Consider the following 23,804-nt stretch of genomic DNA (forward strand, 5'->3'; position numbering starts at 1 on the left):
GCCCCGGCCTATGCTGAACGCGTGCTCGGCCGACGGCAGTTCCTCCGCGGGGCCGGCGCGGCTGCGGCCGCCGCCGCCCTGGCGGGGTGTTCCCGAGATACGTGGTGGCAGGACGCTTCCGGCCGACTGCGCATCGCCACCGGCAACGTGGGTGCGGTGTTCGACGAGTACGGCGCGGCTCTGCGCACAGAGGCCACGCAGGTGCTGCCGGGTGTGCGCTCGGAGGTCGTCGTGACCGGCGGCTCCGTGGGAAACGTGCTCGACCTCTCGTCGGGCACCGCGGACGTCGCGTTCTGTCTCGGCGACACGGCGCTCGACGCGGTGCGCGGCGAGGGAGCCTTCGACTCCCCGGTCCCCCTGACCGCGCTGGCCCGGCTCTACGACAGCTTCCTGCAGATCCTCGTCCCGGTGGATTCCCCGGTCACGGGCATCCAGGATCTGACGGGCGTGCGCCTGAGCGCGGGCCAGACCGACTCGGGTACCCGGTCGGTGACCGAGAGGTGCCTGGCCGCAGCAGGAGTGGACACGGCGGACGTCGACTTCGTCGCGCAACCGCTCGGCGAGGCGACGGCGGCGCTGAGCACCGGACGCGTCGACGCGCTGGCCTTCGTCAGCGGGTTCCCGGTGCGGGCACTGGTCGAGCTGGGCGCGCGCACACCGGTCCGCGCGCTGGATCTCGGTGGACTGGTCGAGGGACTCGTGTCGACGTGGGGTCCGCAGTACGTCACCGGTCCGCTGCCGGCCGGGCCGTACCGTCTGCCCGCCGCCGTCCAGACTGTCAGCGTGAAGACCTACCTCATCGCGACGCCGACGCTCCGCGAGGACTCGGCCTACGGGTTCACGTCCGTCGTCTTCGACCGTCAGGACGCGATCGCACGAACCGTCCCCGACGTCCGGCAGCCGACCGTCGCCGCCGGGATGTTCACCCAGCCGGTCCCGCTGCATCCGGGGGCGCTGCGGTGGTTCCGCGATCGAGACGCGCGGGAAGTGAGATGACCGTCCGCAGGCCGGGATCGGCGGGGTCGAAGACCACGTCCCCGTCGGCGTCGCGGATGCGGAGGACGACGATCGCGAGACCCAGTCCGGTGCCCTCGACGCCGGCGTGCCGGTCGAGTCGATGGAAGCGCCGCCCCAGCTCGGCGGCTTCGGCGGCACTGACGCCGTCACCGTGATCGCGCACCGTCACTCGCCACGCGTCGCCGGCCTGCTCCAGCGCGACGTCGACGGACCGACCCTCCGCGTACTTCAGGGCGTTGTCCAGCAGGACGTCGAGGACCGTGGGGACGAGGTCCTCCTCCAGGAACGCCGGGGCGGTGTCGACGTCGACCCGGACGGTCAGCAGATCCCCGAACAACGGCGCCCACAGCGCGACCCGCTCGCGAAGCTGCCGGGCGACGTCCACCTCGGAGGAGCGTCGGTCGAAGCCTCCCGCGCGGCTGATCTCGATCACCGCGTCGAGTGAGCGCGCCATGCGTTCGGTCTCGGCGAGCACCGGTTCGACGGCCGGATCGTCCACGGCCAGGTTCTCGAGCCGGAGCCGCAGTGCCGTCAGCGGATTGGCCAACTGATGCGACACGTCCGCGACCAGTTCGCGCTGCTGCTGCCGGGAGTGCTCCACGTTCGCCGCCATGTCGTCGAACGACTCCGCGAGCCGCCGGAGTTCGGGCGGCCCGACGTGGCGTCCCTCGGTCGGAGTGCGGCCACGGGACAGCTGCTCGACGCGGGTGGTCAGATCGTCGACCGGCCGCACCACCCAGCCGACGAGTGGCACTCCCACGAGCCAGGCGACGAGCGCGAGGACGACGGCGCCGCCCGCCGCGGCGAGCACCATCGCTCGCTGCACGTTGTCCCGCGCGGCCGACGTGTCCTCCAGCATGACGACGGCACCGAGGATCTGCGCGTCCCGGCCGATGGGCGTCGCGACGATCAACGGCTCGGTCTGCCACGGCCACAGCGCAGTCGGAGCGGAGGTCGGTGTTCCCGCGAGCGCGTCGCGTACCGCGCCCGCCAGACCCGGCACGTCGGCCGGCGGATCCGAGCCTGCCGGTGCGAGCACCGATCCGTCGATGTCGACGATCCACGTGCGGGTGCTCTCCGTGACCTCGCCGTACCGCATCAGATCGGGTCCCAGTGAGCTCGCGTCACCGACGCTGTCGGCCAGGGTGGCGAACCGGGTCGCGGCGGCCAGACGCCGTTCGTGGATGGTGATCGCCCGTTCCTCCGCGTGGGCGGCCACGAGCGGCGCGACGAGAGCCGCCAGCACGGCGGCCGTCAACGTGATCGCCAGTGCGAGCAGCCGTCTCCTCACGCGTCGGGCTCGGCGGGAGCGACCAGTCGATAGCCGACACCGCGCACCGACTCGATCCGGGCGACGTCCTTCAGCTTGTTCCGCAGTGACGCGACGTGGACGTCGAGTGTGCGCGAGGCACCCACCCACGTCGTGTCCCACACCTCCTCCATGAGCGCGGCGCGGCTCACGGGGCGGTCCGGTGTGCGGGAGAGTGCCACGAGCAGTTCGCATTCCTTCGCGGTGAGCGTGCGCACGGTGCCGTCGGGTGCGGTGACCTCGCGGGTGTCCCGAGCGAGGTCGAAGCCGAGATCGACGGCCGGCTCGGTGGCGACGCGTCCGACACTGCGCCGCACGACCGCGTCCAGCCGTGCGAGCAGCACCGCGAAGCTGTACGGCTTGGTGACGTAGTCGTCGACACCCGCACGCAGAGCGCCGATCACGGAATCCTCGGTGCGCCGCGCCGTGAGCGCCACGATGGGAACGGACGAGTGCTCCCGGATCCGGCGGCAGACCCACAGGCCGTCGTGATCCGGGAGCCCCATGTCGAGCAGGACGAGATCGGCGTCGTCCACCATGTCGAGCGCCGCGGTCCCGGTCGCGGCGTGCCGCACCGCCCAGCCCTGCCGACGCAGCGACTGTGTGAGTGCGTCGGCGACTCCGAGGTCGTCCTCGACGAGGAGAATCTGCATCGTCAGGCCCTCCCGTCCGGCGCGGAAAGCCTAACGCACGGACCTCAGGACACGGCCGCCTCGTTCCTGTCCGCTCGGCGTGCCTGCTCGGCGTCCAGGAAGGTCGGTGCGCGGTTCTTCAGGACGAAGACGTACACGACGAGCGAGACACCGATGGCGATGGTGACGTAGATGCCGAAGGCGTCGAGCGCATCGTTCTCCTTGGCGGCCTCGTAGATCACCGGAGCCGTGCCACCGAACATCGAATTGGCCAGTGCGTAGCCGAGTCCCAGTCCCAGAGCGCGCACGTGCGCCGGAAACAGTTCCGCCTTCACGATCGCGTTGATCGAGGTGTAGCCGGTGAGGATGACGTAGGTGCCGGCGAGCAGCAGGAAGGACACCATCGGCGTCTCGACGCGCGGCAGCAGGTTCAGGAAGGTCCACGACCACAGCACACCCGCGATGCCGAACCCGACGAGCAGCGGCTTGCGCCCGATCTTGTCGCTCAGCAGTCCGCCGAGTGGCTGGATCACCATGAGCAGCACCAGCGCCGCGAGGTTGATCCACGTCGCCGTCATGCCCTGATCGGCGTAGGTGCTCTTGACGATGAGCGGTCCGTTGACGCTGTAGGTGTAGAACGCGACGGTGCCGCCGAGGGTGACGAGGAAGCAGATGAGCAGCTGCTTCGGATACGCGGTGAACAGTTCGGTCATCGAGCCGCTGCGCTTGCCGTCGACCTCGGTCTGCAGGGATTCGTCCATGCTCCGACGCAGGAACAGCACGACCACGGCGCCGAGGGCGCCGATTCCGAACGCGATGCGCCAGCCGAAGGAGGCGATCTGCTCGTCGGTCAGGACACTCTGCTGGATCAGCAGCGTGACCTGGGCGAGGACGTGACCGCCCACGAGGGTGACGTACTGGAACGAGGAGAAGAATCCGCGCAGCCCCGGCGTGGCCGCCTCGGACATGTAGGTCGCCGACGTGCCGTACTCGCCACCCGTCGCGAAGCCCTGCAGCAGGCGGCAGAGGACGAGCATGACCACGGCGGCCGACCCGATGGACGCGGCCGTCGGGGTCAGCGCGATGAGCAGGGACGAGCCCGCCATGAGCGAGATGCTGAACACCAGCGCGGGACGACGCCCGTGCCGGTCCGCGTACCGACCGAAGAACCACGACCCGATCGGGCGCATCACGAAGGTGATTGCGAAGATGCCCATCGTGTAGATGCCCGCGTTGGGCTCACCGTCGGCGAAGAAGCTCGACTGCAGGTACGACGCGAAGACCGTGTAGACGTACACGTCGTACCACTCGACGAGGTTGCCGAGTGATCCGCGAATGGTGTTGAACACCGCCCGCTTCGTCGAGGGAGGCCCCGCGGGGATGGCTGTCGTGGCCATGGATGGTCACCTTTCGGTCCGGTGCAGGGGATGCACCGAACGAACACTAGGTGTGACCGGCGCCATATGAGGCACGGCTGCGGGCAGTCTTTACAGACACTTTGCAAACCCGACCGAGGCTGTCGGTGGGACCTGCCACCATCGCCGACATGACGACGACGCCGGCGCTACCCGAAGCGTGCCTCGCGTGGTGCAGCACCCGTTCGTACGAGTACGACGTGCTGGGTGATCTCGCGGAGATCGACCTCGACTGGTGGAACAGTCGTCTCACGAGCGCGCGCATCCCGGTGCGGGTCCGCGCCCGAGGTCTGGACGGAGACGTCGTCGAGACCGGCACCGGGTTCCTGCGGCGCGGCGATCTGCAGACCATCGGGAGCGGGTGCGATCTGACCACCGTCTACCACTGCGCCGCATGGCTCGTCGGTCATCGAGACCGAGACCGCGCTCGCCGCTTCCCCGATGCGCGGGACCTCGAGGAGCCGGCCGGCGACCGTCGGCTGCACGGCGTTCGGCAGGCACTGGACGAGTGCCGCCGCGCGCCGGCGCTCATCGACGTCGGTCCGCACCGGGACTGGTCGGGCTGGCCGAGGGCCACGGGATTCGGGCGCGTTCCGATGTCCCTGTACGTGTGGGCGATCGGGTCGGAGAACATGCTGCACCGCCCGCAACTCCTCGACCAGCAGGCGCTGTCGGAACTCGTGCACCTGGGGTGGGTGGACAATCCCTCGGTGTCGGCCATGACCGTGCGGCGCTACCTCGACTACTGCGAGGTGCTCGACGAGTGGGCGAGACTGGGCCGCGTACGGCCCGAGCTCGTCGAGATGTGGCTGGTGCGGTCGTGGCGGATCCGACGGGAGACGCCGTCGCCGTTCCTGGACGAGTTCCGCGATGCGCTGTGACGAGAGTCGAACGTGGTGGAGCTGAGGGGAATCGAACCCCTGACCTTCTCGATGCGAACGAGACGCGCTACCAACTGCGCCACAGCCCCTTACCCGGCGAACCAGGATCGAATTGAACTCTAGCAGCCCCGCGGGACTGCCAGAAATCCGGTCACTCCCCCGCTGCGCGGCGCATGCGGACGTCGAGGTGGGAGTCGCCGACGCGCTCGTCGTAGTGCTCGAGATGGTCGAACGCCGGGTCCTCGTCGTCCACCTCGAGCACCACGGCGCCAGGACGACGCAGGCGCTCGGGAGTGAGCTTGAGCTCCGGGTCGGTGCTGGACTCGACACCGAGGCGCGAGCGCTGCAGACGCTGCATACGACGACGACGGATGTCCTCCTCGATGCGCACCTGGCGGCGGAGGTAGAACAGGTAGGACGACAGCCCGACGATGGTGACGGCGAAGACCCACCAGAAGATCGGGCTCGCAAGGAATCCCAGCGCTGCAGACATCGCGATGACGAACACGGAGCCGAGCACCGTGCGCTGACGGAACGCGTAGCGGGCGGCGCGGGCGATGGCGTCGGCCTCGGGATCGAAGCCGCCGCGGCCGCGTCGCTGCGGCACGAAGTCCTCCGAGAAGTACTCGTCGACGTGCTCGTCGCTCTCGTGGCCGTGCTGGGTCTCCATCGGATCCTCCGAAAGCGAGTCGGTCGAGTGCAGGTCGTCGTCGGACGGGCGCCAGTCGGGGTCGCTGCGATGCCCTGCCGCGGGGCCGGGATCGACGCGGAGCCGTGCTCCGCCCCGGTGCAGGACCCGTGTCGCGAGCGCGACGTCGGTGGTGCGGCGGATACGCGGGCGCGATGTGACCACCATCGGCACGAGCACGAACAGCCAGATGGCGACGAGGCCGATCCAGATCACCGAATTGGGCACACCCACCACCTCCTGACGTGAATCACATTCATGTGAGCTTGCACGTCAGCGTAGTGGGGCGCGGTGAACCGCCGACGACGACGCGCCGAACACGAGTGCACTCATGTCACTCCAGTCACAGGCCGAACTTCCCGTAGTGCTTGCGTGTTCCCGCGGACACTGCAGCACGCGCGGGAACACGGAACCCCTACGGGAATCGCGAGGCAACTACCGAGCCCACGCCGCCCGACCACTGCGCACCAGCACGTCCGCCACCGTCCCGGGCGTCTCCCCCACCGTCATGGCGACGAGGATGTGGTCGCGCCACGCACCGTCCACGTCGAGGTACCTCTGCAGCAGGCCCTCCTGGCGGAACCCGACGTTGCGCAGAACCGCTTGACTGGCAGCGTTTTCCGGCCGCACGGTGGCTTCGAGCCGGTGCAGCCCGGCCGACGAGAAGCAGTGGTCGACGCCGAGTGCGAGTGCTGCCGTGGCGACCCCCTGCCCGCCGACGTCCTTGGCCACCCAGTAGCCGATCCACGCCGATCGAAGGGCTCCGCGAACGATGTTGCCGACAGTCAGCTGCCCGACGAAGGTGCCGTTCAGTTCGATGGCGAAGGGCAGCATCATCCCGCGCCTGGCCTCGGCCTTGAGGCTCGAGAACAGGGGCGGCCACGACGACATCGCGTGCCGCATGTCCCACGGCGCCTCACCGGTGGGCTCCCACGGTTCGAGGTGCGCGCGGTTGTCGATGCGGGTCCGCGACCACACCGCGGCGTCACGCAGACGTACCGGTCGGACCGTCACCTCGCCCGCGGGAACCACGAGAGGTCCCAGCTTCGCCGGCCATCCGGGATGGCTCGACCACGATCGCGGCATACTTCGAAACCTTAGCGAAGAGGACGGAGCGTCAGCCGCGCTGCGCGAGGAATGCGACGTCGACCTCTTCGCCGGTCCGCACCTCGGTCACCTCGGGGTCGACCATGACCAGGCAGTTGGCCTCCGCCAGCGTCGCCAGCAGGTGCGACGAGCTGCCGGGAGCACCGCCGAGTGCCTGCACGAGGTACTCCCCCGTGCCCTCGTCCCGCATGAGCTGGCCGCGCAGGTAGGCGCGGCGCCCGGCGATGGACGTGATGGGTCCGACGGTGCGGGCCGTGACGATGCGGCGCATGGGCTGGCGTCGACCGAGCGCGATGCGCACGAGCGGCCGCACCATCACCTCGAAGACGACGAGCGCACTCACCGGGTTGGACGGCAACAGGAAGGTGGGTACCTCGTCGCGACCGAGCTGGCCGAAGCCCTGCACCGATCCGGGGTGCATGGCCACGCGGCCGACCTCGATGTCGCCGAAGTCCTCGAGCGCCTCGCGGATCTCCTCGGACGCGCTGCCGCCGACGGCTCCGGCGATGACGACGATCTCGGAGCGGATGAGCTGCCCCTCGACCACCTCGCGCAGCCGCTTCGCGTCACCGCTGACGATGCCGATGCGGTTGACGTCCGCGCCCGCGTCCCGCGCCGCGGCAGCGAGGGCGTAGCTGTTCACGTCGTACACCTGGCCCTGGCCCGGAGTGCGTTCGATGTCGACGAGTTCGCCGCCGATCGAGATGACCGAGAGGCGGGGACGGGGATGCACCAGGACCTTGTCGCGGCCCACAGCTGCGAGGAGCCCGACCTGCGCTGCGCCGATGATGGTCCCGGACCGCACGGCGACGTCGCCGGGCTGCACGTCGTCGCCGATGCGGCGCACGTACTCTCCGGAACGCACGGGTGCGAGCACCTCGATGCGGCCGCGCGCGAACTTCGCTCGATCCACGGGCAGAACGGCATCCGCGAGGGTGGGCAGCGGTGCACCCGTGTCGACGCGCACCGCCTGCCGCGGCTGCAGACGGATGGGCTGACGCGACCCCGCCGCGACCTCGCCCACCACGGGCAGCGAGATGTCGACGGGCGCGCCGTCGTCGTCGGTGGCCGACCCCGCGGCAGCGATGTCCACACTGCGGACCGCGTAGCCGTCGATGGCCGCCTGATCGAACCCGGGCAGCGGGCGCTCGGTCACCACTTCCTCCGCGCAGAGCAGACCCTGCGCCTCGGAGATGGCGACTCGCACCGGCCGGGGGGCAACCGCTGCAGCCGTCACTCTCGACTGCTGCTCCTCAACCGAGCGCATCCGCACCTTCCGTCATCCGTGTCGACCGGGCGTCACTCGTAGGTCGTGAGCTCCGGTGCCCAGCTGTCGCTCAAGCGCTCCTGGAGCCACTCGCGCAGTGCCGGACCGTAATCTTCGCGTTCCAGTGCGAAGTCAACCGCAGCGCGGAGGTAACCCCCGGGATTTCCGAGGTCGTGTCTCACTCCGCGGTGCACCACCACATGTACCGGATGACCCTCCTCGATGAGGAGAGCGATGGCGTCGGTGAGTTGCAACTCGCCACCGGCGCCGGGCTGGATTCGTCGCAACGCATCGAAGATGGCCCGGTCCAGAAGGTATCGGCCGGCCGCCGCGTAGTTCGACGGCGCGTCCTCCTTCTTGGGCTTCTCCACCATGCCGTTGACCTTGAGCACGTTGGGGTTCACTGCGTCGGGCACGATCTCGGTGTCGAACACTCCGTACGCGGACACCGCGTCCTCGGGAACCTCGATGGCGCACAACACGGTTCCGCCGCGCTTGGCACGCACCCGCGACATCACGTCGAGCACACCCCGCGGCATCACCAGGTCGTCCGGGAGCAGCACTGCGATCGCGTCCTCGTCGTCGTCGAGCACCTCTTCGGCGCACGCGACGGCATGTCCGAGACCCAATGGCTCCGCCTGGATCACCGACTGGACGTCGAGAAGTCCGGGCGCGACACGGACCTTCTCGAGCATCTCGAGCTTGCCGCTCGCCTCGAGCTTGTTCTCCAGCACCAGATCCTCGACGAAGTGGGCGACCACACCGTCTTTGCCGGGCGAGGTGACGATGACGAGACGCTGCGCGCCGGAATCGGCAGCTTCTCCGGCGACGAGCTCGATTCCGGGCGTATCGACCACCGGCAGTAGCTCTTTCGGTACCGTTTTCGTGGCGGGGAGGAAACGTGTTCCCATGCCTGCAGCGGGTACGACGGCCGTACGGAACGACGGCTTCTTGCCACCGGCCACGGACTCACTGTTTGCTGAGCTCATGCGCACACCCTATCCATGTAGACCGCGAATCGTCCTTCGCGAGACACTGGGGTTTCCCCCGTGATCAGTGACGACAAACTCGAGTGGAGGACACGCATACTCACTGCCCGCAAGCAGCGAGACGTCCACGCACGAGAGCGGGCATCAGAGGCACTCTCTCACGCCGTGTCGGTTTTGGCCTCCGATGCGCGGGAGCGCGGCGGCGACACTGTCGCCGCCTACGTACCGGTGGGTAGCGAGCCCGGTGATGCGAGCATGCTCGACTCCGCACTGGCCGCCGGACTGCGAGTGCTGCTGCCCGTCGCGCGTGAACCGGGGCCGCTGTCCTGGGCCGAGTACCGCGGACCCGACTCGCTCGTCGCGGCCGCGTACGGCTTGCGCGAACCGTCCGGCCCGACGCTTCCTCCCGAGACCGTCGCGGACGCGTCGATCGTGTTGGTACCCGCACTCGCCGTCGATCGCAGCGGCGGTCGCCTCGGCCGGGGCGCCGGCTTCTACGACCGCACACTCGATGCCGTCCGGCCGGACGCGTGGCTGGTGGGCGTGGTGTACGACGACGACCTGGTCGACGCGCTGCCCACCGAGACGCACGACGTGCGCATGACCCACGTGTTGACGCCGCTGTCGGGGCTGCAGCGACTCGGCCACGACAGCCACGGCTGAGGAATAGCGCCACCTGCACGGACGTTGCCTCGATTGCCGACGCTGGCACTGTCGACTGTAGAGTGCCAGTCAGGGACCGACAGCGGAGGAAACGTGCCTACCTACTCTTATGCGTGCACCGAGTGTGACAACCGGTTCGACATCGTCCAGAAGTTCACGGACGACTCGTTGACGGTCTGCCCCGCGTGCTCCGGCAAGCTTCGCAAGCTGTTCAACACCGTGGGCATCGTCTTCAAGGGCAGCGGCTTCTACCGCAACGACAGCCGCGGCAGTTCGAGTAGCAGCGAGTCGGGCTCGTCCGACTCCGGCAGCTCCTCGGACAGCAAGAGCTCGAGCGAGAAGAAGAGCGACACGAAGTCCGACTCGACCTCGACCACCTCGAGTGAGAAGAAGTCGACCAGCACCTCCACCCCCGCCGCCGCAAGCTGATCGTCCGCCCCGGGGAGCGTCGAACCGCTGTCCCCGGGCACCGTGAAACCTGGCGGCGTCCTGCGTCGCCCGCGTTCTACGGTCGCGTCATGTCTCCCACGGTCGATCACCCGCTGACTGCGCGCCTGTTCGACCGCATCCCGCCTCTACCACCGCGTCTGCGGTCACCTGCCGCTCGACGCATCCTCGCCGCTGCTCTCGTCGGGCTCGCCGTCGTCTCGACCTATCGAACCGATCCGTCGCGGACCGAGGTCCCGGTCGTCGTGACCGCCGCAGACCTCGCGCCCGGAACCTCACTCACGGCGGCCGACGTCACGCTGACCCGCGTCGACTCGTCTCTGCTCGCGGACGGAACGCTGCGGTCGGTGGACGACGCGGTGGGACGGACGGTCGCCGGACCCGTCCGATCCGGCGAGGCGCTCACCGACGTCCGATTGCTGGGGCCCCGGCTGGCGTCCGCCACCCTGCCGTCCGGTGATGCCCGTATCGTGCCGATCCGCCTCGCCGATCCCGAGCTGGCGCAACTGCTTCGAGCCGGCGACGTGGTCGACGTGGTGCGGGCGGCGCCGGACGACACGTCCCCGTCCGGGGTGATCGCCGAGAGCGCCACCGTGGTGATGGTTTCCGCCCCGAGCTCCGGAGTGTCGCGACGCGACCAGCTCGTCCTGGTCGCCCTGCGCGCGGACGACGCGTCGGCCGTCGCCGCTGCGTCGCTCTCCGATGCACTGACGGTGCTGCTGCGGTGACCGTCCCCGGGTCCCGGGCTTCGCCGCGCCCATCGAGACGCGCTGGTCGGTTACTCTCGTCGTGGCTCAATCCATGATCGACGAGAGTAGGGGCGGATCGCATGTTGAAGGGCTTCAAGGACTTCCTGCTGCGCGGGAACGTGGTCGACCTCGCGGTCGCAGTGGTCATCGGTGCGGCCTTCACGGCCATCGTCACCGCATTCACCACCAACATCGTGAACCCGTTGATCTCGTCCATCGGGGCGAGCAACGAGCTGGGGCTGGGGCTTCCTGATCCGCTCCGGCAACGACGCGACATTCGTGAACATCGGAGCCGTCATCACCGCGGTGATCAACTTCGTCATAATCGCGGCGGTCGTCTATTTCGTGCTCATCCTCCCGGTGAACACCGCGAAGAACCGCTTCGCGACGAAGAAGGAGAAGGCTCTGAGCGATCAGGACATCCTGATCCAGATCCGGGACCTTCTGGCGGAGGGCCGGTCCGACGGCGTCAAGACCACCTCGGACGGCATCACCGGCAACACGACGCCGGGCACCACCACCACGTAGTCACCCACAGACACGACGAAGGGCTCGTCCTCACCGCACGGTGAGGACGAGCCCTTCGTCGTCTGTTCGAACGAGCGGGATCAGTTGAACTTGACCAGCGGGAACTCGTCGAGGGTGATCGCGGTGCCGGCCGCGGAGCAGGCGTCGACCACTGCCGTCGAGTTGTCGACGAACGCCTGACCGGACGAGCTGTCCGGCTCGGTGAGTTCGAGGGAATCGGCGGGTAGCGCACCGATGAGCGTGCTGAGCGAGGACTCGACATCACCGGTGGCGGTGTCCGCGAGAGGCTGGAACTTCTGCATCTCGGCGGTCTTCGCGTCGGTCCAGGTCTGGACGTCCGTGTCGGCCGGGCCGGCCTTGACGAGGGCGGTGAACTGGTCGTACGTGGTCTCGAAATCAGTGCAGGCGGTGGCGTTCTCGGACGAGTCGTCGGACGTCCCGGAATCCCCGCTGCTGCAGGCGGACAGGCCCACCAGGGCCGTGAGGGCGAAAGCTGCAGTCATCACACGAGTCGCGGTACCGGAGTTCATGCCGACCATTCAACAGGATGCGTGGACGTCGGAACGCAGTGGGGCGGTGGACCTTCGGATGCTCGTGACATGCCACCGACCGTTGTCGCACGCCATTGTCACGCTTCACGAACACGACGAAGCCCCACCCGGATGACCCGGATGGGGCTTCGTCTGTGTTCAGATCTGCTGTGGCAGCGGACTACCGATCAGCAGGCAACTGATACTGGCTGGGCCAGGATCAGTTGAAGGTCCACACGGGGCCGTAGGCGACGGCCGTGTCGCCGGTGGCGGACACGATCGAGGCGTACGGACGGACGCGGACGTTGCCCAGGATGCCGGTGGCGGTTCCATGGACGTTGGCCAGCTGGATGGAGCCATCGGTGCCGGCTGCTTCCTGCTCGCCACCGGTGATGTCGGCCGACTCGTCGACGACTGCAACAGCGCTCTCGGACTGCGTGATGCCGGGGCCGGGCGCGATCTCGACATTGGCGCTTGCGACGGGCAGAAGCTGGACGTCAGCGGCGATCGGAGCATCGGCGATCGAACCCGTGCCACCGCCGAGCGTTCCGCCGAGCTTCAGGCCGACTGTGGGCGTTGCCCAGTCGATGTTGAGTGAACCACCGAGGCTGCCCGGGTAACCGACCTGGTAGCCGACCTTGACCGTGCCCTCGAAGTCGTCAGCAGACGGACCTGCGACCGACCAGGTGATTCGGCCGTTGCCGAACCACTCGCGGGTCAGCGGGTTGCCGTCAAGCGGGAACACGCTGTTCACAAAGGTGTCCTCGAGGTTGATCGTGATGGCGTTGCCATCAGCGTCAACAACGGTGTTGCTTGCGTCGACGCCCGCGTTTGCAGTGCCGGTTCCGAGAACCAGGCCGACGACCGAGGCGCCTGCCACAGCTGCAACACTCATGGACTTGAGCCCCCGGCTGCGCCGCGGCTTACGAATTACGGTCATGTACTTCCTCATCATGTTCGTCCCGCGGCGTGTTCGCCTCGGGTGCGCTGTCGGGCTCTGACGTCCTCCCGAGCGGTTCGCTTGCGAGCGAACCGTATCAGGCGGCGACTGCAAGCTCATGGCTTACGCGTCGGGCAGTGCAGGAACACAAGTTGGACGCGTCCTCGTATCGATTCAGCATCCACCGTTGAACCTGAGCGAAACCTTAGAGGGTGATTCGGACCGTGACAATCCCTACGTTCGCGGCGTTGCGTCCGAAAACCGCCGTCCACGTTTCGTGCGTGTGAACGTGCGTCACAAGCGTTTTGGCCGCACGACGCGCCGCAGCTCCAATGGCGCGAAACGTCGTCGGACTGTGCTAATCGGGTACCCGGGTGCCCGTGACGTGGGCGTTATTCGACTCGACCCCGAGCGGAACCACTGCTCGACGGGGGTTGCCAGTCACACCAGTCACATCTACCCTGCGGTAACTCTCGGGGCGGTCGTCCGAATTCAGACGAATTCGCGGTTAACAGACAGGCAACACCGGGTTCGCACTGTGGTAACTCCCAGTGATGTGGATCACACAAAACTAGTCGTAATGCGGAGGCCTCTGGCTCCTCAACCACTCCTCCGAGCCCGAGGACGAATCACCTCGATGTGGTTCGCCCGACGTTCCGTCGTCTCGAGTCGACTCGGGAAGAACATCGCCGAACACACGAGCGAGCCGGGCCCGTCGTGCACGGGCCCGGCTCGCAGTGTCCTCGGAGTCCGGATCGACAGGTGTTGCGTCGCCGGCTCGAGGGTCGTTCTTCTGGGGGTCGTCAGCCGTCAAGGCTGGACAACTCACCGATGACATGGGCGGCGAGGGGCGTCAGCGTCGCCATTCCGTCGCGGACGGCCGCGCGGCTCCCGGCCAAGTTGACCACCAGCGTGCTGCCGGACACTCCGGCGAGCCCGCGGGACAGGCCGGCGTCGAGCGACCCCGCCGCCAGTCCGGAGGAGCGGAGCGCCTCACTGATGCCGAGGAGTTCACGGTCGAGCACCTCGGCCGTCGCGTCCGGGGTGACGTCGCGTGGCGACGTGCCGGTGCCGCCGACGGAGACCACCAGGTCGACGCCGCCGATGACCGCGGTGTTCAGTGCGTTGCGCACGTCCACCTCGTCGTTGCTGACCACGACGACACCGTCGACGAGGAAGCCCGCCTCGGTCAGCAGTTCGTTGACCAGAGGTCCGGTCGAGTCGGCATCTCCGTGAGCCGTGCGGTCGTCGACGATCACGACGAGCGCACGTCCGGCCACGGCTGCATCCATAGTCATGTCGCTCACCGTAATGCCCGGGCCCGACGGAGACTCGATGTGCCCGACGATGGGCGTGAGGTGCCCACGGTCACGGACGATCCGGGGTCGCTTCATCAGTTGCCTCCGCTCGGGGCCGTCCCGAGCGTGACCTGCACGGTCTGCTCGTTGCCACCCTGTGTGTAGGTCACCGAGACCTGGTCGCCCGGGGCGTGGGAGCGGACCGCCGCGATGAGTGCGTCGCCGCTGGCGATGACGCGGTCGTCGACCTTGGTGACCACTGCACCGGTCGGGATGCCCGCCTGCGCGGCCGGCCCGCCGTCGGTGACGGCCATGACCGTGGCTCCGTTGGCGTCGTCGCGGCTCGGGACGCTGATGCCGATGATCGCCTGCGTCGCCTTGCCGGTCTGTACCAGCTCGTCGGCGATGCGGCGGGCCTGGTCGACGGGGATGGCGAAGCCGAGGCCGATGGACCCGCTCTGCGACTCGGACGAGCTGGCGCCCGCTCCCAACGTCGCGATGGCGCTGTTGACGCCGACCAGCTTGCCGTTCATGTCCACGAGCGCGCCGCCCGAGTTGCCCGGGTTGATGGCCGCGTCGGTCTGGATCGCGTCGATCACCGTGGTCTGGTCCGTCGACTCGCCACTGGTCGCGACCGGGCGGTTGAGCGACGAGATGATGCCGGAGGTCACCGTGCCGGCGAGGCCGAGCGGCGAACCGACGGCCACGACACCCTGACCCACCTGCAGACCGTCCGAGGTGCCGAGCTCGATGGGCGTCAGGTTGCTGCGACCCTGCGCCTTGATCACCGCGATGTCCGAGGACGCGTCCGCACCGACCACCGTCGCCGACGACGTGGATCCGTCGTTGAAGGAGACGGTCAGCTGGGCGTTCGCACCCGCGCCGGACACGACATGGTTGTTCGTCAGGATGAGGCCGTCGGAGGACAGGATCACGCCGGACCCCTCGCCCTCGGCGGTGCGGCCCGCCACCTGGATCTGGACCACGCTGGGGAGCACCTTGCCGGCCACGGCCTGCACCGAACCGTCGGGGGCGTTGGCGGCCGGGTTCGCCTGCGTGACGGGCTGATTGAGGGCGTTGGTCACGCCACCGTTGCCGCCGTCCGCAGCGATGGCGCCGACCGCGCCGCCGACTCCACCGCTCACCAGGGCCAGGGCGATGGCGCCTGCGACGAGGGCTGCACGCCCCGGCTTCCGCGACGTGGTCGCCGGCGCCGTCCCGCCGTAGTACTGCGGCTGCTGGTACGGGTTCTGCTGGTAGGGGTTCTGTCCCTGCTGATGAGGCTGCTGATACGGGTTGTGGGGCTGCTGGTGTTGACCCGCCTGGTGTTGACCGGCCTGGTGTTGACCCGACTGGTGTTGACCGGACTGTCGACCGTCCCACCCGGTGTACTGGGGCTGTGTCTGGCCCCCGTACGCGGGCTGCTGCGCGGTGGGCTCCGATGCGCCGTCCCGGCCGTCGCGGCCGGTGTCACCAGTGGTGCGGTCCTCGTTCATGCGTTTCGCTCCATCTCCATGACCAGCTCGCACCGGTCACCTCACGTCGTCCTGATCGACGATGCTCCGCCGGACTGAGAGGGCGCTGAGATCATCGTGTCAGTGGCCTGTGGGTCCTGCGATCCTGTTCCCAGCAGATCCTGCGGACCGGCGGATTCCCCCGGAAGAACGATTCGAATCAGGGTGCCGCCGGTGACCGAGTCCTCGACCGCGATGGTTCCGCCGTGCTTGAGCACCACCTGGCGCACGATCGCCAGACCCAGTCCCGATCCGGGCATGGACCGCGACGCGGTGGACCGGTAGAAGCGTTCGAACACCAGCTCTCGTTCCTCGGGCGCGATACCCGGACCCGCGTCGGACACGGTGAGTTCGAGCAGGCCGTCGGGCCGGGCGATCATCGCCACGTGCACGGTGGCGCCCGACGGACTCCACTTGGCCGCGTTGTCGAGCACGTTGAGGACGGCGCGGGACAGACCCGCCTGGTCGCCGTACAGGATCCACGGCGTGGTCATCGAGTCGAAGTCGATCTCGTTGCGACGCCTGCGAACTCGCTCCAGGCTGCGCTCGACGACATCCGCCATGTCGACACGTTCGAAGACGTTCTCCGGGGCGTCCTCACGTGCCAGGTCGACCAGATCGCCGACGAGCGTGGACAGTTCCTCGATCTGCGCCACCACGTCGAGACGCAGCTCCGCCATGTCCTGCTCCGGGATGCGCGGCGCACCCGGCCGACTCGACGCGATCAGCAGTTCCATGTTGGTGCGCAACGACGTCAACGGGGTCCGTAGTTCGTGACCCGCGTCCGCCACGAGTCGACTCTGCCGCGCCCGCGACTCGGCGAGCGCCCGCAGCATCGTGTTGAAACTGTCGGTGAGGCGGGCGAGTTCGTCGTTGCCCGTCACCGGAATAGGCGTCAGGTCGTCGGTTCTGGCGACACGCTCGGCCGCCGCCGTCAGCCGTCCGATGGGTCGCAGACCGGTGCGTCCCACCGCCGTGCCGGCCACCGCCGCGAGGACGACGCCACAGCCGCCCACGACGAACAGCACCCAGGCCAGTCGATCCAGGACCTGGCCGGTGGGAGCGAGCCGCTGTGCGATCACCAGCGTGCTTCCGGTCTGCGTGCGCTCCGCGAGAACGCGAGCTCCCGAGGTGGTGCGCAGCGACGAGGTCGACTGTCCCAGCGCGACGTCCATCTCGGGGTCACCGATGGGCACGATCGAACCCGGCGGGATGTACTTCGTCAGGTCCGGAAAGATCAGCGCGACACTGACATCGGTGCTGTAGAGCGTGGCGCCCGCGACGTACCGGGGATCGAAGGCGACGAGGTTGGTCTCGATCAGCGCACTCGCCCGGGTACGCAGCTGATTGTCGACGTCGCCGTACAGCGCGCGGGACACCACCGCGTACGCGGCGATCGCCATGACGGCGACCGCGATGGCCACCACGGACGCCGCGAGCAGCGTGACACGCCACCGCAGGGACACCGAGCGGGTGAGGGGCATCGGAGGACGCATGAGTCCGTCCTGTGCCGCGCGCCCCTTGTCGGTCCCGGCCTCGCCCCGCCGGCGGCCGAAGGGAGCAACCATCACGGAGGCGTTTCCCGCAGCACGTAACCCACACCGCGGACGGTGTGGATGAGACGAGTCTCGCCGTCGGCCTCGGTCTTGCGCCGCAGATACCCGACGTACACCTCGAGGGCGTTGCCCGACGTCGGGAAGTCGTAGCCCCACACCTCCTCGAGGATGCGGCTCCGGCTGAGCACCCGTCGGGGGTTGGCGAGCAGCATCTCGAGCAACGAGAACTCGGTGCGGGTCAGGCTGATGGGCCGTTCGCCCCGTCGCACCTCGCGCGTGACGGGGTCGAGTGACAGATCGGCGAACGTCATGGCCTCGCTGTCCGGACCCAGTTCCCCACCGGTGCGTCGCAACAGTGCGCGCAGCCGTGCCAGCAGCTCCTCGAGCGCGAACGGTTTGGGCAGGTAGTCGTCCGCCCCGGCATCGAGACCCGCCACCCGCTCGGACACGGAGTCACGAGCCGTCAGGACCAGGATCGGCAGGTCGTCTCCGGTGCTGCGCAAGCGACGGCACACCTCGAGCCCGTCGAGCCGGGGCATCATGACGTCGAGGACCAGCGCGTCCGGTCGCTCGGCCGCGACCTTCTCGAGGGCGTCGAGACCGTCGGTGGCCAGGTCCACGGTGTACCCGTTGAACGTCAGCGACCGTCGCAGCGATTCTCGGACGGCACGATCGTCGTCGGTCACCAGTACACGCATGGGAACAGTGTCGCCCCGACGACTGAGACGCTGCTGAGAGGACACAGGGGCGGCCGGTGTCAGCGCCCGAACAGTCGGTCGACGAACGCGATCGCATCGGGCTGCGAGTCACGGAACGTCTGACTGTGGTCGCCCGGGTAGGTCCGGAAGGTCAGCGGTTCGCCGTTGGCCGTCATGGCCGCCGCGAGCGACAGGGCGGACGGTGCAGGCACATCGACGTCCCGCAGACCCTGGCCGATGAAGACGGGACGGTCGTACCCGGAGGTGGGCACACCCATGTAGTCGTTCAGTAGTCCGTACACGTTCGGGATCTGCGCCAGCGGCCGCGAGAACATGTCGCCGAGTCGCAGCCCGGACACCGCATCGTGGAACGGGTTCGCGCACTGCGTCTCGGCGGTGTCCACCCACTGCCGGCCGAGCGGAGTCAGGTAGGAGTTCAGATCGATCTCCGGATGGGCGGCACGCAACCCCGCCAGGATGTAGAAGACGTAGGACGTCAGACCGTCCGGAATCGCGACGGGCGGGACTCCGGGCCCGAGCGGAAGCAGAACGAGTTCGATGTTGGCGGGCACGCCGGTCCCGACGGCGCCGAGGTAGTCCAGGCCGTCGCCGCCGTACTCGGTGGCGTACCGCGCGGTGGTCACCGCGGCGCCGCCGCCCTGGGACTGGCCGATCGCGACCCAGCGATTCGACAGCGTCGGCTCCAGTTCCCTTGCAGCAGTGACACTGTCGACGACGCTGTGCGCCTGCACCTTGCCGTCCAGGTACGGCATCACTCCGGGGGTACCGAGTCCCACGTAGTCCGTGGCGACGATCGCGTAGCCGCGGTTCAGCCACGTCTGGAGGTACGGGAAGTCGCGGTCCGGCAACGTGGGGCCGACGACCGACGGAGCGCAGTCGTCGCCGAGCCCGGACGTGCCGTGGGCCCACGCGATGACAGGCCAGCCACCTTCGGGCGCCTCGCCGGGCGGCAGATGGACGCCACCGGTACTCAGGGCCGGCTCGTTCTGCGAGCCCACCGACCAGTAGGTGATGCGCCGGGCGTCGACACTTCCCGGAATCGGGGCCGGTGATGCCGTCGATCCGACGAGAGTGCCCGGATCACGGTCCTGCGCCTGCGCCACACCCGTGAGGGTCAGCGCGACGGACGTCGTGGCGGTCAGGGTCACCAAGGCGCGCAGCAGGCGGCGGGAGCGGTTCGGCACGGCGTCACCGTACCGCTCCGGCGCCGGATTCCGGACTAGAACATACGTTCGATCACGGCTACGCTCTTCAGTCATGGATGAGGTGGGTGCGACGCAGAGTTCGGTGAACGACAAGGTGCTCGAGCTGCGCGCGGTCGCGGACGAGCTCCGGGCGCTCGACGACCACCGAGTGGCCCTCGGCGACAAGCTGGTGGACCTCGAACACTGGTTCCGACGGGTGGGGTGCCTGGAGTTGTCCGACCACGCGCTCGACGTCTTCGTCTCCCGCTACATGGGCCGGGTCTTCGAGCTGGCGGACGGCCTACGCGAGTAGCCGTGACCTCGCGTCACACTCAGTTGTGACCGCCGTCGCCCCGATCGGCACCACGTGGGGTGCCCCTCATTCCGGTGGAAACCACCTCGCAGCGGGCAATCATGGAGCGCGGCGGGACACGCTCCCGCCGGGGCCGGTCAGGGGAACCGACCTCAGCACGATCGGAGGAAACACATGATGATCACACTGACACTCGTCGGCGCGGCAGCACTCGCGGTCGCACTGTTGTCCGGCGGACGCGACCTGGACTTCCGGGGACGCCAGATGTCGCACAGCTACCGTTCGCGCTGACACCGACGCACATCGACGACTGCCCACCGTTCACCTGTGAACGGTGGGCAGTTCTCTGTCCGTATTCGGTGACATCTAATATCGAACATATGTTCTACTCCATGTAGTCTGAGGTCATGGAATCGGGGGATCCAGGGTCGGCCTGGCAGGTGCAGATGGGCCGACGTGTCGGCGCGCTGCCTGCTGTGGCCGCACCTGTCGACGATCCCCGCGTGTGCGCGCTACTCGCCCAGCTCGGCTCCGCGGTCGAGGGCATCGCCATGCTCGACGCGTCGACGCTCACCAGCGAGGACCGACTGGCGCTGGTCTGCGGGGCCGAGAACACCCGGCGCCTGCTCACCGGCGCGTCACACACCTGGCTCAACGGCCTGGTGGCCGGCTCGGGATTCGACTCTGTGATCGGTGCGATCGGCGCGAGCGGTGTTCCGCACGCACTGGCGCACATGCTGCGCATCACCACGGCTGCCGCGGCATCCCGCCTTGCCGTGGCACGCGATCTCGGCACCGGAACGACCATGACGGGTGAGACGCTCGATCCGCCGTTGACCCACACGGCCGCGGCAGCGCGGGACGGCGCGCTGGCCGACGCACACGTCTCGATCATCCGCTCGTTCCTGAAGAAGCTCCCTCACGCCGTCGATGCCGAGACGCGCGACGCCGCCGAGCAGACTCTCGCCAACCTTGCGCGCACGGTCGGACCGGAGGAGCTCACGGCCATCGCGACGCGCCTCACCGAATACCTCGATCCCGACGGAGCGGAGCCCGACGATCGCGACCGCGCCAGGAAGCGCTTCTTCGAGATCGACCCCCAGGGCCCCGATTCGATGTCGACCGGCCGCTTCTGCGTCGACCCGGTGCTGCGCGCCCTCCTCGACGCGTTCCTCGCCAAATTCGCGGCACCCGGAACGAACGCTCCCGACGGTTCAGTCGATCTCGACGCCCCGCCCGCGAACGATGACACGACCCCCACCGACGCTGTCCCGTCCGGCGACGCAGGACAGCCGGCCGCGGCGGAGGAGTCGGACGACCGCGAGGCCGAGTGGGACCACCGCACCCCTGGCCAGCGCAATCACGATGCACTGACCTACCTCCTGAAGGACGTGCTGGCCTCGGGTCGACACGGACAGCATCGTGGTCTGCCCCTGTCCATGGTCGTGTCGGTGTCACTCGACCAGCTCACCGCCGCAGCAGGTCTCGGAATCACCGCCACCGGATCCACGGTCCCGGTGGCCGATGTCGTCAGGCTCGCGGCCGAGGCGCACCACTACCTCCGCGTCTTCGACGGGGCCACCGGCAGCACGCTGCACTTCGCCCGAGCCCGCCGGTGCGCGAGCACCGACCAGCGGCTCGCCCTGTTCGCCCGCGACCGCGGCTGCACCGGGCCGGGATGCTCGGCGCCCGCGTCACGGTGCGAGGCCCACCATGTCGACGACTGGGCGGCGGGCGGCCTCACCGACATCGACGACCTCGCGCTGGCGTGCGACGTCCACCATCCGCTCGTCGGCGAACGTGCCGGCCAGTGGGCCACCAGCACCGCTCCCCCGAGTCATCCGTACCCGGGCACAGTGCTATGGCATCCGCCTGCCGTCATCGACGAGGGTCGGCACGGCATCCCGAACCACCTGAACTTTCCCGAACGGCACCTCGCACCGCCGCCGGACGACTGATCGAATCCGAGACGGTGAGCCGAGGGCGACCTCAGGTTCGACACTGCGCCGGCCTGGCACCGTCAGCCGGAATGTTCCGCCGTGAATTCCGTGATCTCGGCGAGCGCAGGCTTGGGCGAGAAATCGCGGCGCACCATTCCGAAGTTCTGCTCCGTGTCGGACTCGTCGCTGCCCGAGTCACGCATGCTGTAGACGTACGCGGGCCCGAGCCAGGAATTGCCGAGAAGGGCATTGAGCATGATGCCGATGGACTCGGCCTGCCCCTCCTCGCTCATGGCATTCGCGTTCGTTCCCGTGGGTGCGCCCATCTCGGTGATCCAAATCTGCTTGTCGCCGTCACCCTCGGCACTCATGACATCGTGCATCGACCACATCGCCATCGCCGTGTTCCATGCCGCCGTCGACAGATCGTTCGGAAGGAACGGCCACGTGTACGGGTGAACGTTGAAGGCATCGAAATAACGATTCGCTCCGAGGGTGTAGAGCGACGAGAGGAAAGCGGTCGGCGAGATGTTGGTGCCGTTGTTCACCGCGGGCGCCATACCGCCGGCGAGCACCAGCGCCTCCGGTTGCACCTTCTTGATGGCGCGGTACGTCGCGCGCAGCATCAGCGCGTACACCGTCGGGTCGGGCAGCGGCGTGAAGTAGGTGGTGATGTTCGGCTCGTTCCACACCTCCCACAACACGATTCGGTCGCGGTACCGCTCCGCGGCGAGTGCCGCGAAGGCCGCGAACGCGTCCGGACTCGCCGGCCGGGCGTAGGGCTGATCCCGAGCCGTCGCCACACGCGCCCAGGCAGGTGCGTAGGTCACGATGGCGTACGGGCACATACCCCGAGCGACGATGGCGTCGACCACTCTGTCCGTCGACGACCAGTCGCGCCGACCGGGCTGCGGCTCCACCACCGACCAGTCGATGTCGATGCGGACCGAGAACATGCCCGCATTCTTCGCGATGTCGAGTTCGCGTCCGAGGTCCTCGTCCGACAGGAATCCGAAGGAGCCGCCGGGTGATCCGCCCACCCGGACGCCGTCGGACTCCGCGACGCACCGCGGTACCTCGCCCGACGGAGCGCCGGATGCCGGTGCCGGCACACCGACGAGAACGAGAAGGACAGCGGCACCAGACACGCTGCATCGCCGGAGAAACCCGGCACCGGCTCCGCGCCGAGTCGGCCTCGAACGCGAAACAGACCGATCGGTGAGCACCGGCCCAGGCTAACAGCGGCGGCCGCGCGGGGCGTACCAGCGAAAACGGACACCGGCGAGGCTCCGGCTGCGATGATTCTCCACAACGCTCGATCCCGTACAAGCCTGCATTAGTATCGGCGAAATGACGACGGGAAACGACGGCTTCGACGCCCGCCTCAACGAGGTTCTGGAACAGCAGGCCGTGAGGGTGGGCGAGACGGTGCCCGCCTATGTTCGGCGCGCCGTCATGACACGCCTGGTGAAAGAACTTGCCGAGGCGGACGACACCGATCTCGGCCATCTGCTCAAGCGCCTCGAGTCGACGGCGGATCCGGTGCCCGACACGCCCGCGTCCACACCTCCGGCGGCATCCGACATGCCCGCGATCGTCACCGATCCCGATCGCGTGCGCGCCGTCGAGGCCACCGGGCTGCTCGACACCCCGTCCGAACCGGCCTACGACCGCATCGTGGCCATGGCCGCGGACGCGTTGTCCACGCCGGGCGCCTCGATCTCCTTGATCGACAAGGACCGACAGTTCATCAAGAGCGCTGTCGGTTTCGGGCCGGAGGAGGAACGACCTCGGGAGATTCCCCTCGAGGCCGGAATGTGCCGCCACACGGTGGCCCTGGGTGAACCACTGCTGGTGGAGGACGCCCGCCTCGACGAGAAGTTCATGAACCACCCCGGCGTGCTGGACAAGACCTTCATCTCCTACCTCGGCATCCCGTTGGTGGACGACGGCGGTCACGCGGTGGGCACGCTGTGCGTCTGGGACGCCGAACCACGTCAGTGGACGACGGGGCACGTACAGGTACTGAAGGACATCGCGTGGATGGTTCGCGAGCGAATTTTCGAGTGAGCGAACCATTCCGGGCGTGATCTACATTTTCGCCTCGTTAGTCTGTCC

Annotated in this window: 23 protein-coding genes, 1 tRNA gene and 1 pseudogene; 9 read left to right on the forward strand and 16 right to left on the reverse strand. The window is 68.4% G+C overall.

Annotated elements, in window-relative coordinates:
• The first annotated feature begins 21 nt into the window (after positions 1-21).
• The gene (locus QE397_RS13715) at positions 22-996 is read left to right on the forward strand and encodes a TAXI family TRAP transporter solute-binding subunit (protein WP_307095333.1); all 975 of its coding nucleotides are present in this window, start codon (positions 22-24) and stop codon (positions 994-996) included.
• Here QE397_RS13715 and QE397_RS13720 read toward each other — a convergent pair.
• The 3 genes from QE397_RS13720 to QE397_RS13730 are packed head-to-tail and all read right to left on the reverse strand — an operon-like array spanning position 923 to position 4,355.
• Entirely contained in the window at positions 923-2,308 is a 1,386-nt protein-coding gene (locus tag QE397_RS13720) for a HAMP domain-containing sensor histidine kinase (RefSeq protein ID WP_307095335.1), read from the reverse strand. The genes QE397_RS13715 and QE397_RS13720 overlap by 74 nt on opposite strands.
• A complete protein-coding gene (locus QE397_RS13725; RefSeq protein ID WP_307095337.1) occupies positions 2,305-2,979 on the reverse strand; it encodes a response regulator transcription factor in 675 nt (224 codons plus the stop codon). Before QE397_RS13725 ends, QE397_RS13720 begins: the two co-directional genes overlap by 4 nt.
• 44 nt (positions 2,980-3,023) lie before the next feature.
• Positions 3,024-4,355 (reverse strand): MFS transporter, encoded by a 1,332-nt coding sequence (locus QE397_RS13730; RefSeq protein WP_222627659.1) that lies wholly within the window; start codon positions 4,353-4,355, stop codon positions 3,024-3,026.
• Between the two features lie 149 nt (positions 4,356-4,504).
• Between QE397_RS13730 and QE397_RS13735 the strand changes: the two genes are divergently transcribed.
• On the forward strand, positions 4,505-5,254 hold the full coding sequence (locus QE397_RS13735; protein WP_156380407.1) for a hypothetical protein: 750 nt from the start codon (positions 4,505-4,507) through the stop codon (positions 5,252-5,254).
• Positions 5,255-5,267: 13 nt separating this feature from the next.
• On the opposite strand, the gene QE397_RS13740 is transcribed toward QE397_RS13735, so the two are convergent.
• The 5 genes from QE397_RS13740 to QE397_RS13760 all read right to left on the reverse strand — a co-directional run bounded on the left by QE397_RS13740 (position 5,268) and on the right by QE397_RS13760 (position 9,305).
• A tRNA-Ala gene (locus tag QE397_RS13740) sits at positions 5,268-5,343 on the reverse strand.
• A gap of 62 nt (positions 5,344-5,405) precedes the next feature.
• Positions 5,406-6,170 (reverse strand): gephyrin-like molybdotransferase receptor GlpR, encoded by a 765-nt coding sequence (glpR, locus tag QE397_RS13745; RefSeq protein WP_056447538.1) that lies wholly within the window; start codon positions 6,168-6,170, stop codon positions 5,406-5,408.
• A gap of 207 nt (positions 6,171-6,377) precedes the next feature.
• Positions 6,378-7,028, reverse strand: coding sequence for a GNAT family N-acetyltransferase (locus QE397_RS13750; RefSeq protein WP_027504111.1), 651 nt, complete (start codon positions 7,026-7,028; stop codon positions 6,378-6,380).
• A gap of 31 nt (positions 7,029-7,059) precedes the next feature.
• Positions 7,060-8,316, reverse strand: a complete 1,257-nt coding sequence (glp, locus tag QE397_RS13755; protein ID WP_027504112.1) for a gephyrin-like molybdotransferase Glp — start codon at positions 8,314-8,316, stop codon at positions 7,060-7,062.
• A 32-nt stretch (positions 8,317-8,348) separates the two neighbouring features.
• Positions 8,349-9,305 (reverse strand): UTP--glucose-1-phosphate uridylyltransferase, encoded by a 957-nt coding sequence (locus tag QE397_RS13760; protein WP_051612960.1) that lies wholly within the window; start codon positions 9,303-9,305, stop codon positions 8,349-8,351.
• Between the two features lie 63 nt (positions 9,306-9,368).
• Between QE397_RS13760 and QE397_RS13765 the strand changes: the two genes are divergently transcribed.
• From QE397_RS13765 to mscL, 4 genes and pseudogenes are all read left to right on the forward strand, one after another.
• Positions 9,369-9,968: a 5-formyltetrahydrofolate cyclo-ligase gene (locus QE397_RS13765; protein ID WP_373425296.1), complete on the forward strand. Its 600-nt coding sequence runs from the start codon at positions 9,369-9,371 to the stop codon at positions 9,966-9,968.
• A gap of 93 nt (positions 9,969-10,061) precedes the next feature.
• Entirely contained in the window at positions 10,062-10,397 is a 336-nt protein-coding gene (locus QE397_RS13770) for an FmdB family zinc ribbon protein (protein WP_081821044.1), read from the forward strand.
• A gap of 89 nt (positions 10,398-10,486) precedes the next feature.
• Positions 10,487-11,143, forward strand: coding sequence for an SAF domain-containing protein (locus QE397_RS13775; RefSeq protein ID WP_307095344.1), 657 nt, complete (start codon positions 10,487-10,489; stop codon positions 11,141-11,143).
• Positions 11,144-11,244: 101 nt separating this feature from the next.
• Positions 11,245-11,692 (forward strand): annotated as a pseudogene (gene mscL, locus QE397_RS13780) (large-conductance mechanosensitive channel protein MscL).
• A gap of 80 nt (positions 11,693-11,772) precedes the next feature.
• On the opposite strand, the gene QE397_RS13785 reads toward mscL, so the two are convergent.
• The 7 genes from QE397_RS13785 to QE397_RS13815 all read right to left on the reverse strand — a co-directional run bounded on the left by QE397_RS13785 (position 11,773) and on the right by QE397_RS13815 (position 19,433).
• The gene (locus QE397_RS13785; RefSeq protein WP_056447534.1) at positions 11,773-12,195 is read right to left on the reverse strand and encodes a hypothetical protein; all 423 of its coding nucleotides are present in this window, start codon (positions 12,193-12,195) and stop codon (positions 11,773-11,775) included.
• Positions 12,196-12,442: 247 nt separating this feature from the next.
• Positions 12,443-13,162 (reverse strand): MspA family porin, encoded by a 720-nt coding sequence (locus tag QE397_RS13790; RefSeq protein WP_307095346.1) that lies wholly within the window; start codon positions 13,160-13,162, stop codon positions 12,443-12,445.
• A gap of 803 nt (positions 13,163-13,965) precedes the next feature.
• Entirely contained in the window at positions 13,966-14,460 is a 495-nt protein-coding gene (locus QE397_RS13795) for a molybdenum cofactor biosynthesis protein B (RefSeq protein WP_197027709.1), read from the reverse strand.
• A gap of 95 nt (positions 14,461-14,555) precedes the next feature.
• Positions 14,556-15,956 carry a S1C family serine protease gene (locus QE397_RS13800; RefSeq protein WP_307095349.1) on the reverse strand — a complete coding sequence of 467 codons (1,401 nt, stop codon included), beginning with the start codon at positions 15,954-15,956 and terminating at the stop codon, positions 14,556-14,558.
• A 41-nt stretch (positions 15,957-15,997) separates the two neighbouring features.
• On the reverse strand, positions 15,998-17,470 hold the full coding sequence (locus tag QE397_RS13805; RefSeq protein ID WP_231476140.1) for a HAMP domain-containing sensor histidine kinase: 1,473 nt from the start codon (positions 17,468-17,470) through the stop codon (positions 15,998-16,000).
• Positions 17,471-17,541: 71 nt separating this feature from the next.
• Entirely contained in the window at positions 17,542-18,228 is a 687-nt protein-coding gene (locus tag QE397_RS13810) for a response regulator transcription factor (protein ID WP_027504120.1), read from the reverse strand.
• Positions 18,229-18,287: 59 nt separating this feature from the next.
• Positions 18,288-19,433, reverse strand: coding sequence for a lipase family protein (locus tag QE397_RS13815; RefSeq protein ID WP_373425237.1), 1,146 nt, complete (start codon positions 19,431-19,433; stop codon positions 18,288-18,290).
• A 73-nt stretch (positions 19,434-19,506) separates the two neighbouring features.
• Between QE397_RS13815 and QE397_RS13820 the strand changes: the two genes are divergently transcribed.
• Both QE397_RS13820 and QE397_RS13825 read left to right on the forward strand, forming a co-directional pair.
• Entirely contained in the window at positions 19,507-19,746 is a 240-nt protein-coding gene (locus QE397_RS13820) for a hypothetical protein (protein WP_307095352.1), read from the forward strand.
• 407 nt (positions 19,747-20,153) lie between these two features.
• Positions 20,154-21,704: an HNH endonuclease signature motif containing protein gene (locus tag QE397_RS13825; RefSeq protein WP_307095354.1), complete on the forward strand. Its 1,551-nt coding sequence runs from the start codon at positions 20,154-20,156 to the stop codon at positions 21,702-21,704.
• Between the two features lie 62 nt (positions 21,705-21,766).
• On the opposite strand, the gene QE397_RS13830 is transcribed toward QE397_RS13825, so the two are convergent.
• Entirely contained in the window at positions 21,767-22,834 is a 1,068-nt protein-coding gene (locus QE397_RS13830; RefSeq protein WP_307095357.1) for a cellulase family glycosylhydrolase, read from the reverse strand.
• A gap of 202 nt (positions 22,835-23,036) precedes the next feature.
• Here QE397_RS13830 and QE397_RS13835 point away from each other — a divergent pair, with 202 nt between their 5' ends.
• A complete protein-coding gene (locus tag QE397_RS13835; RefSeq protein WP_027504123.1) occupies positions 23,037-23,756 on the forward strand; it encodes a GAF domain-containing protein in 720 nt (239 codons plus the stop codon).
• Positions 23,757-23,804 lie beyond the last annotated feature (48 nt).

The organism is Rhodococcus sp. SORGH_AS_0301, from assembly GCF_030818285.1.
Classification (GTDB): Bacteria; Actinomycetota; Actinomycetes; order Mycobacteriales; family Mycobacteriaceae; genus Rhodococcoides.

Coding starts and splice junctions, on each gene's coding strand:
- QE397_RS13725 (WP_307095337.1), bottom strand. CDS start 2,979: ATGCAGATTCTCCTCGTCGAGGACGACCTCGGAGTCGCCGACGCACTC.
- QE397_RS13730 (WP_222627659.1), bottom strand. CDS start 4,355: ATGGCCACGACAGCCATCCCCGCGGGGCCTCCCTCGACGAAGCGGGCG.
- QE397_RS13735 (WP_156380407.1), top strand. CDS start 4,505: ATGACGACGACGCCGGCGCTACCCGAAGCGTGCCTCGCGTGGTGCAGC.
- QE397_RS13750 (WP_027504111.1), bottom strand. CDS start 7,028: ATGCCGCGATCGTGGTCGAGCCATCCCGGATGGCCGGCGAAGCTGGGA.
- glp (WP_027504112.1), bottom strand. CDS start 8,316: ATGCGCTCGGTTGAGGAGCAGCAGTCGAGAGTGACGGCTGCAGCGGTT.
- QE397_RS13760 (WP_051612960.1), bottom strand. CDS start 9,305: ATGAGCTCAGCAAACAGTGAGTCCGTGGCCGGTGGCAAGAAGCCGTCG.
- QE397_RS13775 (WP_307095344.1), top strand. CDS start 10,487: ATGTCTCCCACGGTCGATCACCCGCTGACTGCGCGCCTGTTCGACCGC.
- QE397_RS13785 (WP_056447534.1), bottom strand. CDS start 12,195: ATGACTGCAGCTTTCGCCCTCACGGCCCTGGTGGGCCTGTCCGCCTGC.
- QE397_RS13790 (WP_307095346.1), bottom strand. CDS start 13,162: ATGACCGTAATTCGTAAGCCGCGGCGCAGCCGGGGGCTCAAGTCCATG.
- QE397_RS13795 (WP_197027709.1), bottom strand. CDS start 14,460: ATGACTATGGATGCAGCCGTGGCCGGACGTGCGCTCGTCGTGATCGTC.
- QE397_RS13800 (WP_307095349.1), bottom strand. CDS start 15,956: ATGAACGAGGACCGCACCACTGGTGACACCGGCCGCGACGGCCGGGAC.
- QE397_RS13805 (WP_231476140.1), bottom strand. CDS start 17,470: ATGCGTCCTCCGATGCCCCTCACCCGCTCGGTGTCCCTGCGGTGGCGT.
- QE397_RS13810 (WP_027504120.1), bottom strand. CDS start 18,228: ATGCGTGTACTGGTGACCGACGACGATCGTGCCGTCCGAGAATCGCTG.
- QE397_RS13820 (WP_307095352.1), top strand. CDS start 19,507: ATGGATGAGGTGGGTGCGACGCAGAGTTCGGTGAACGACAAGGTGCTC.
- QE397_RS13825 (WP_307095354.1), top strand. CDS start 20,154: ATGGAATCGGGGGATCCAGGGTCGGCCTGGCAGGTGCAGATGGGCCGA.
- QE397_RS13835 (WP_027504123.1), top strand. CDS start 23,037: ATGACGACGGGAAACGACGGCTTCGACGCCCGCCTCAACGAGGTTCTG.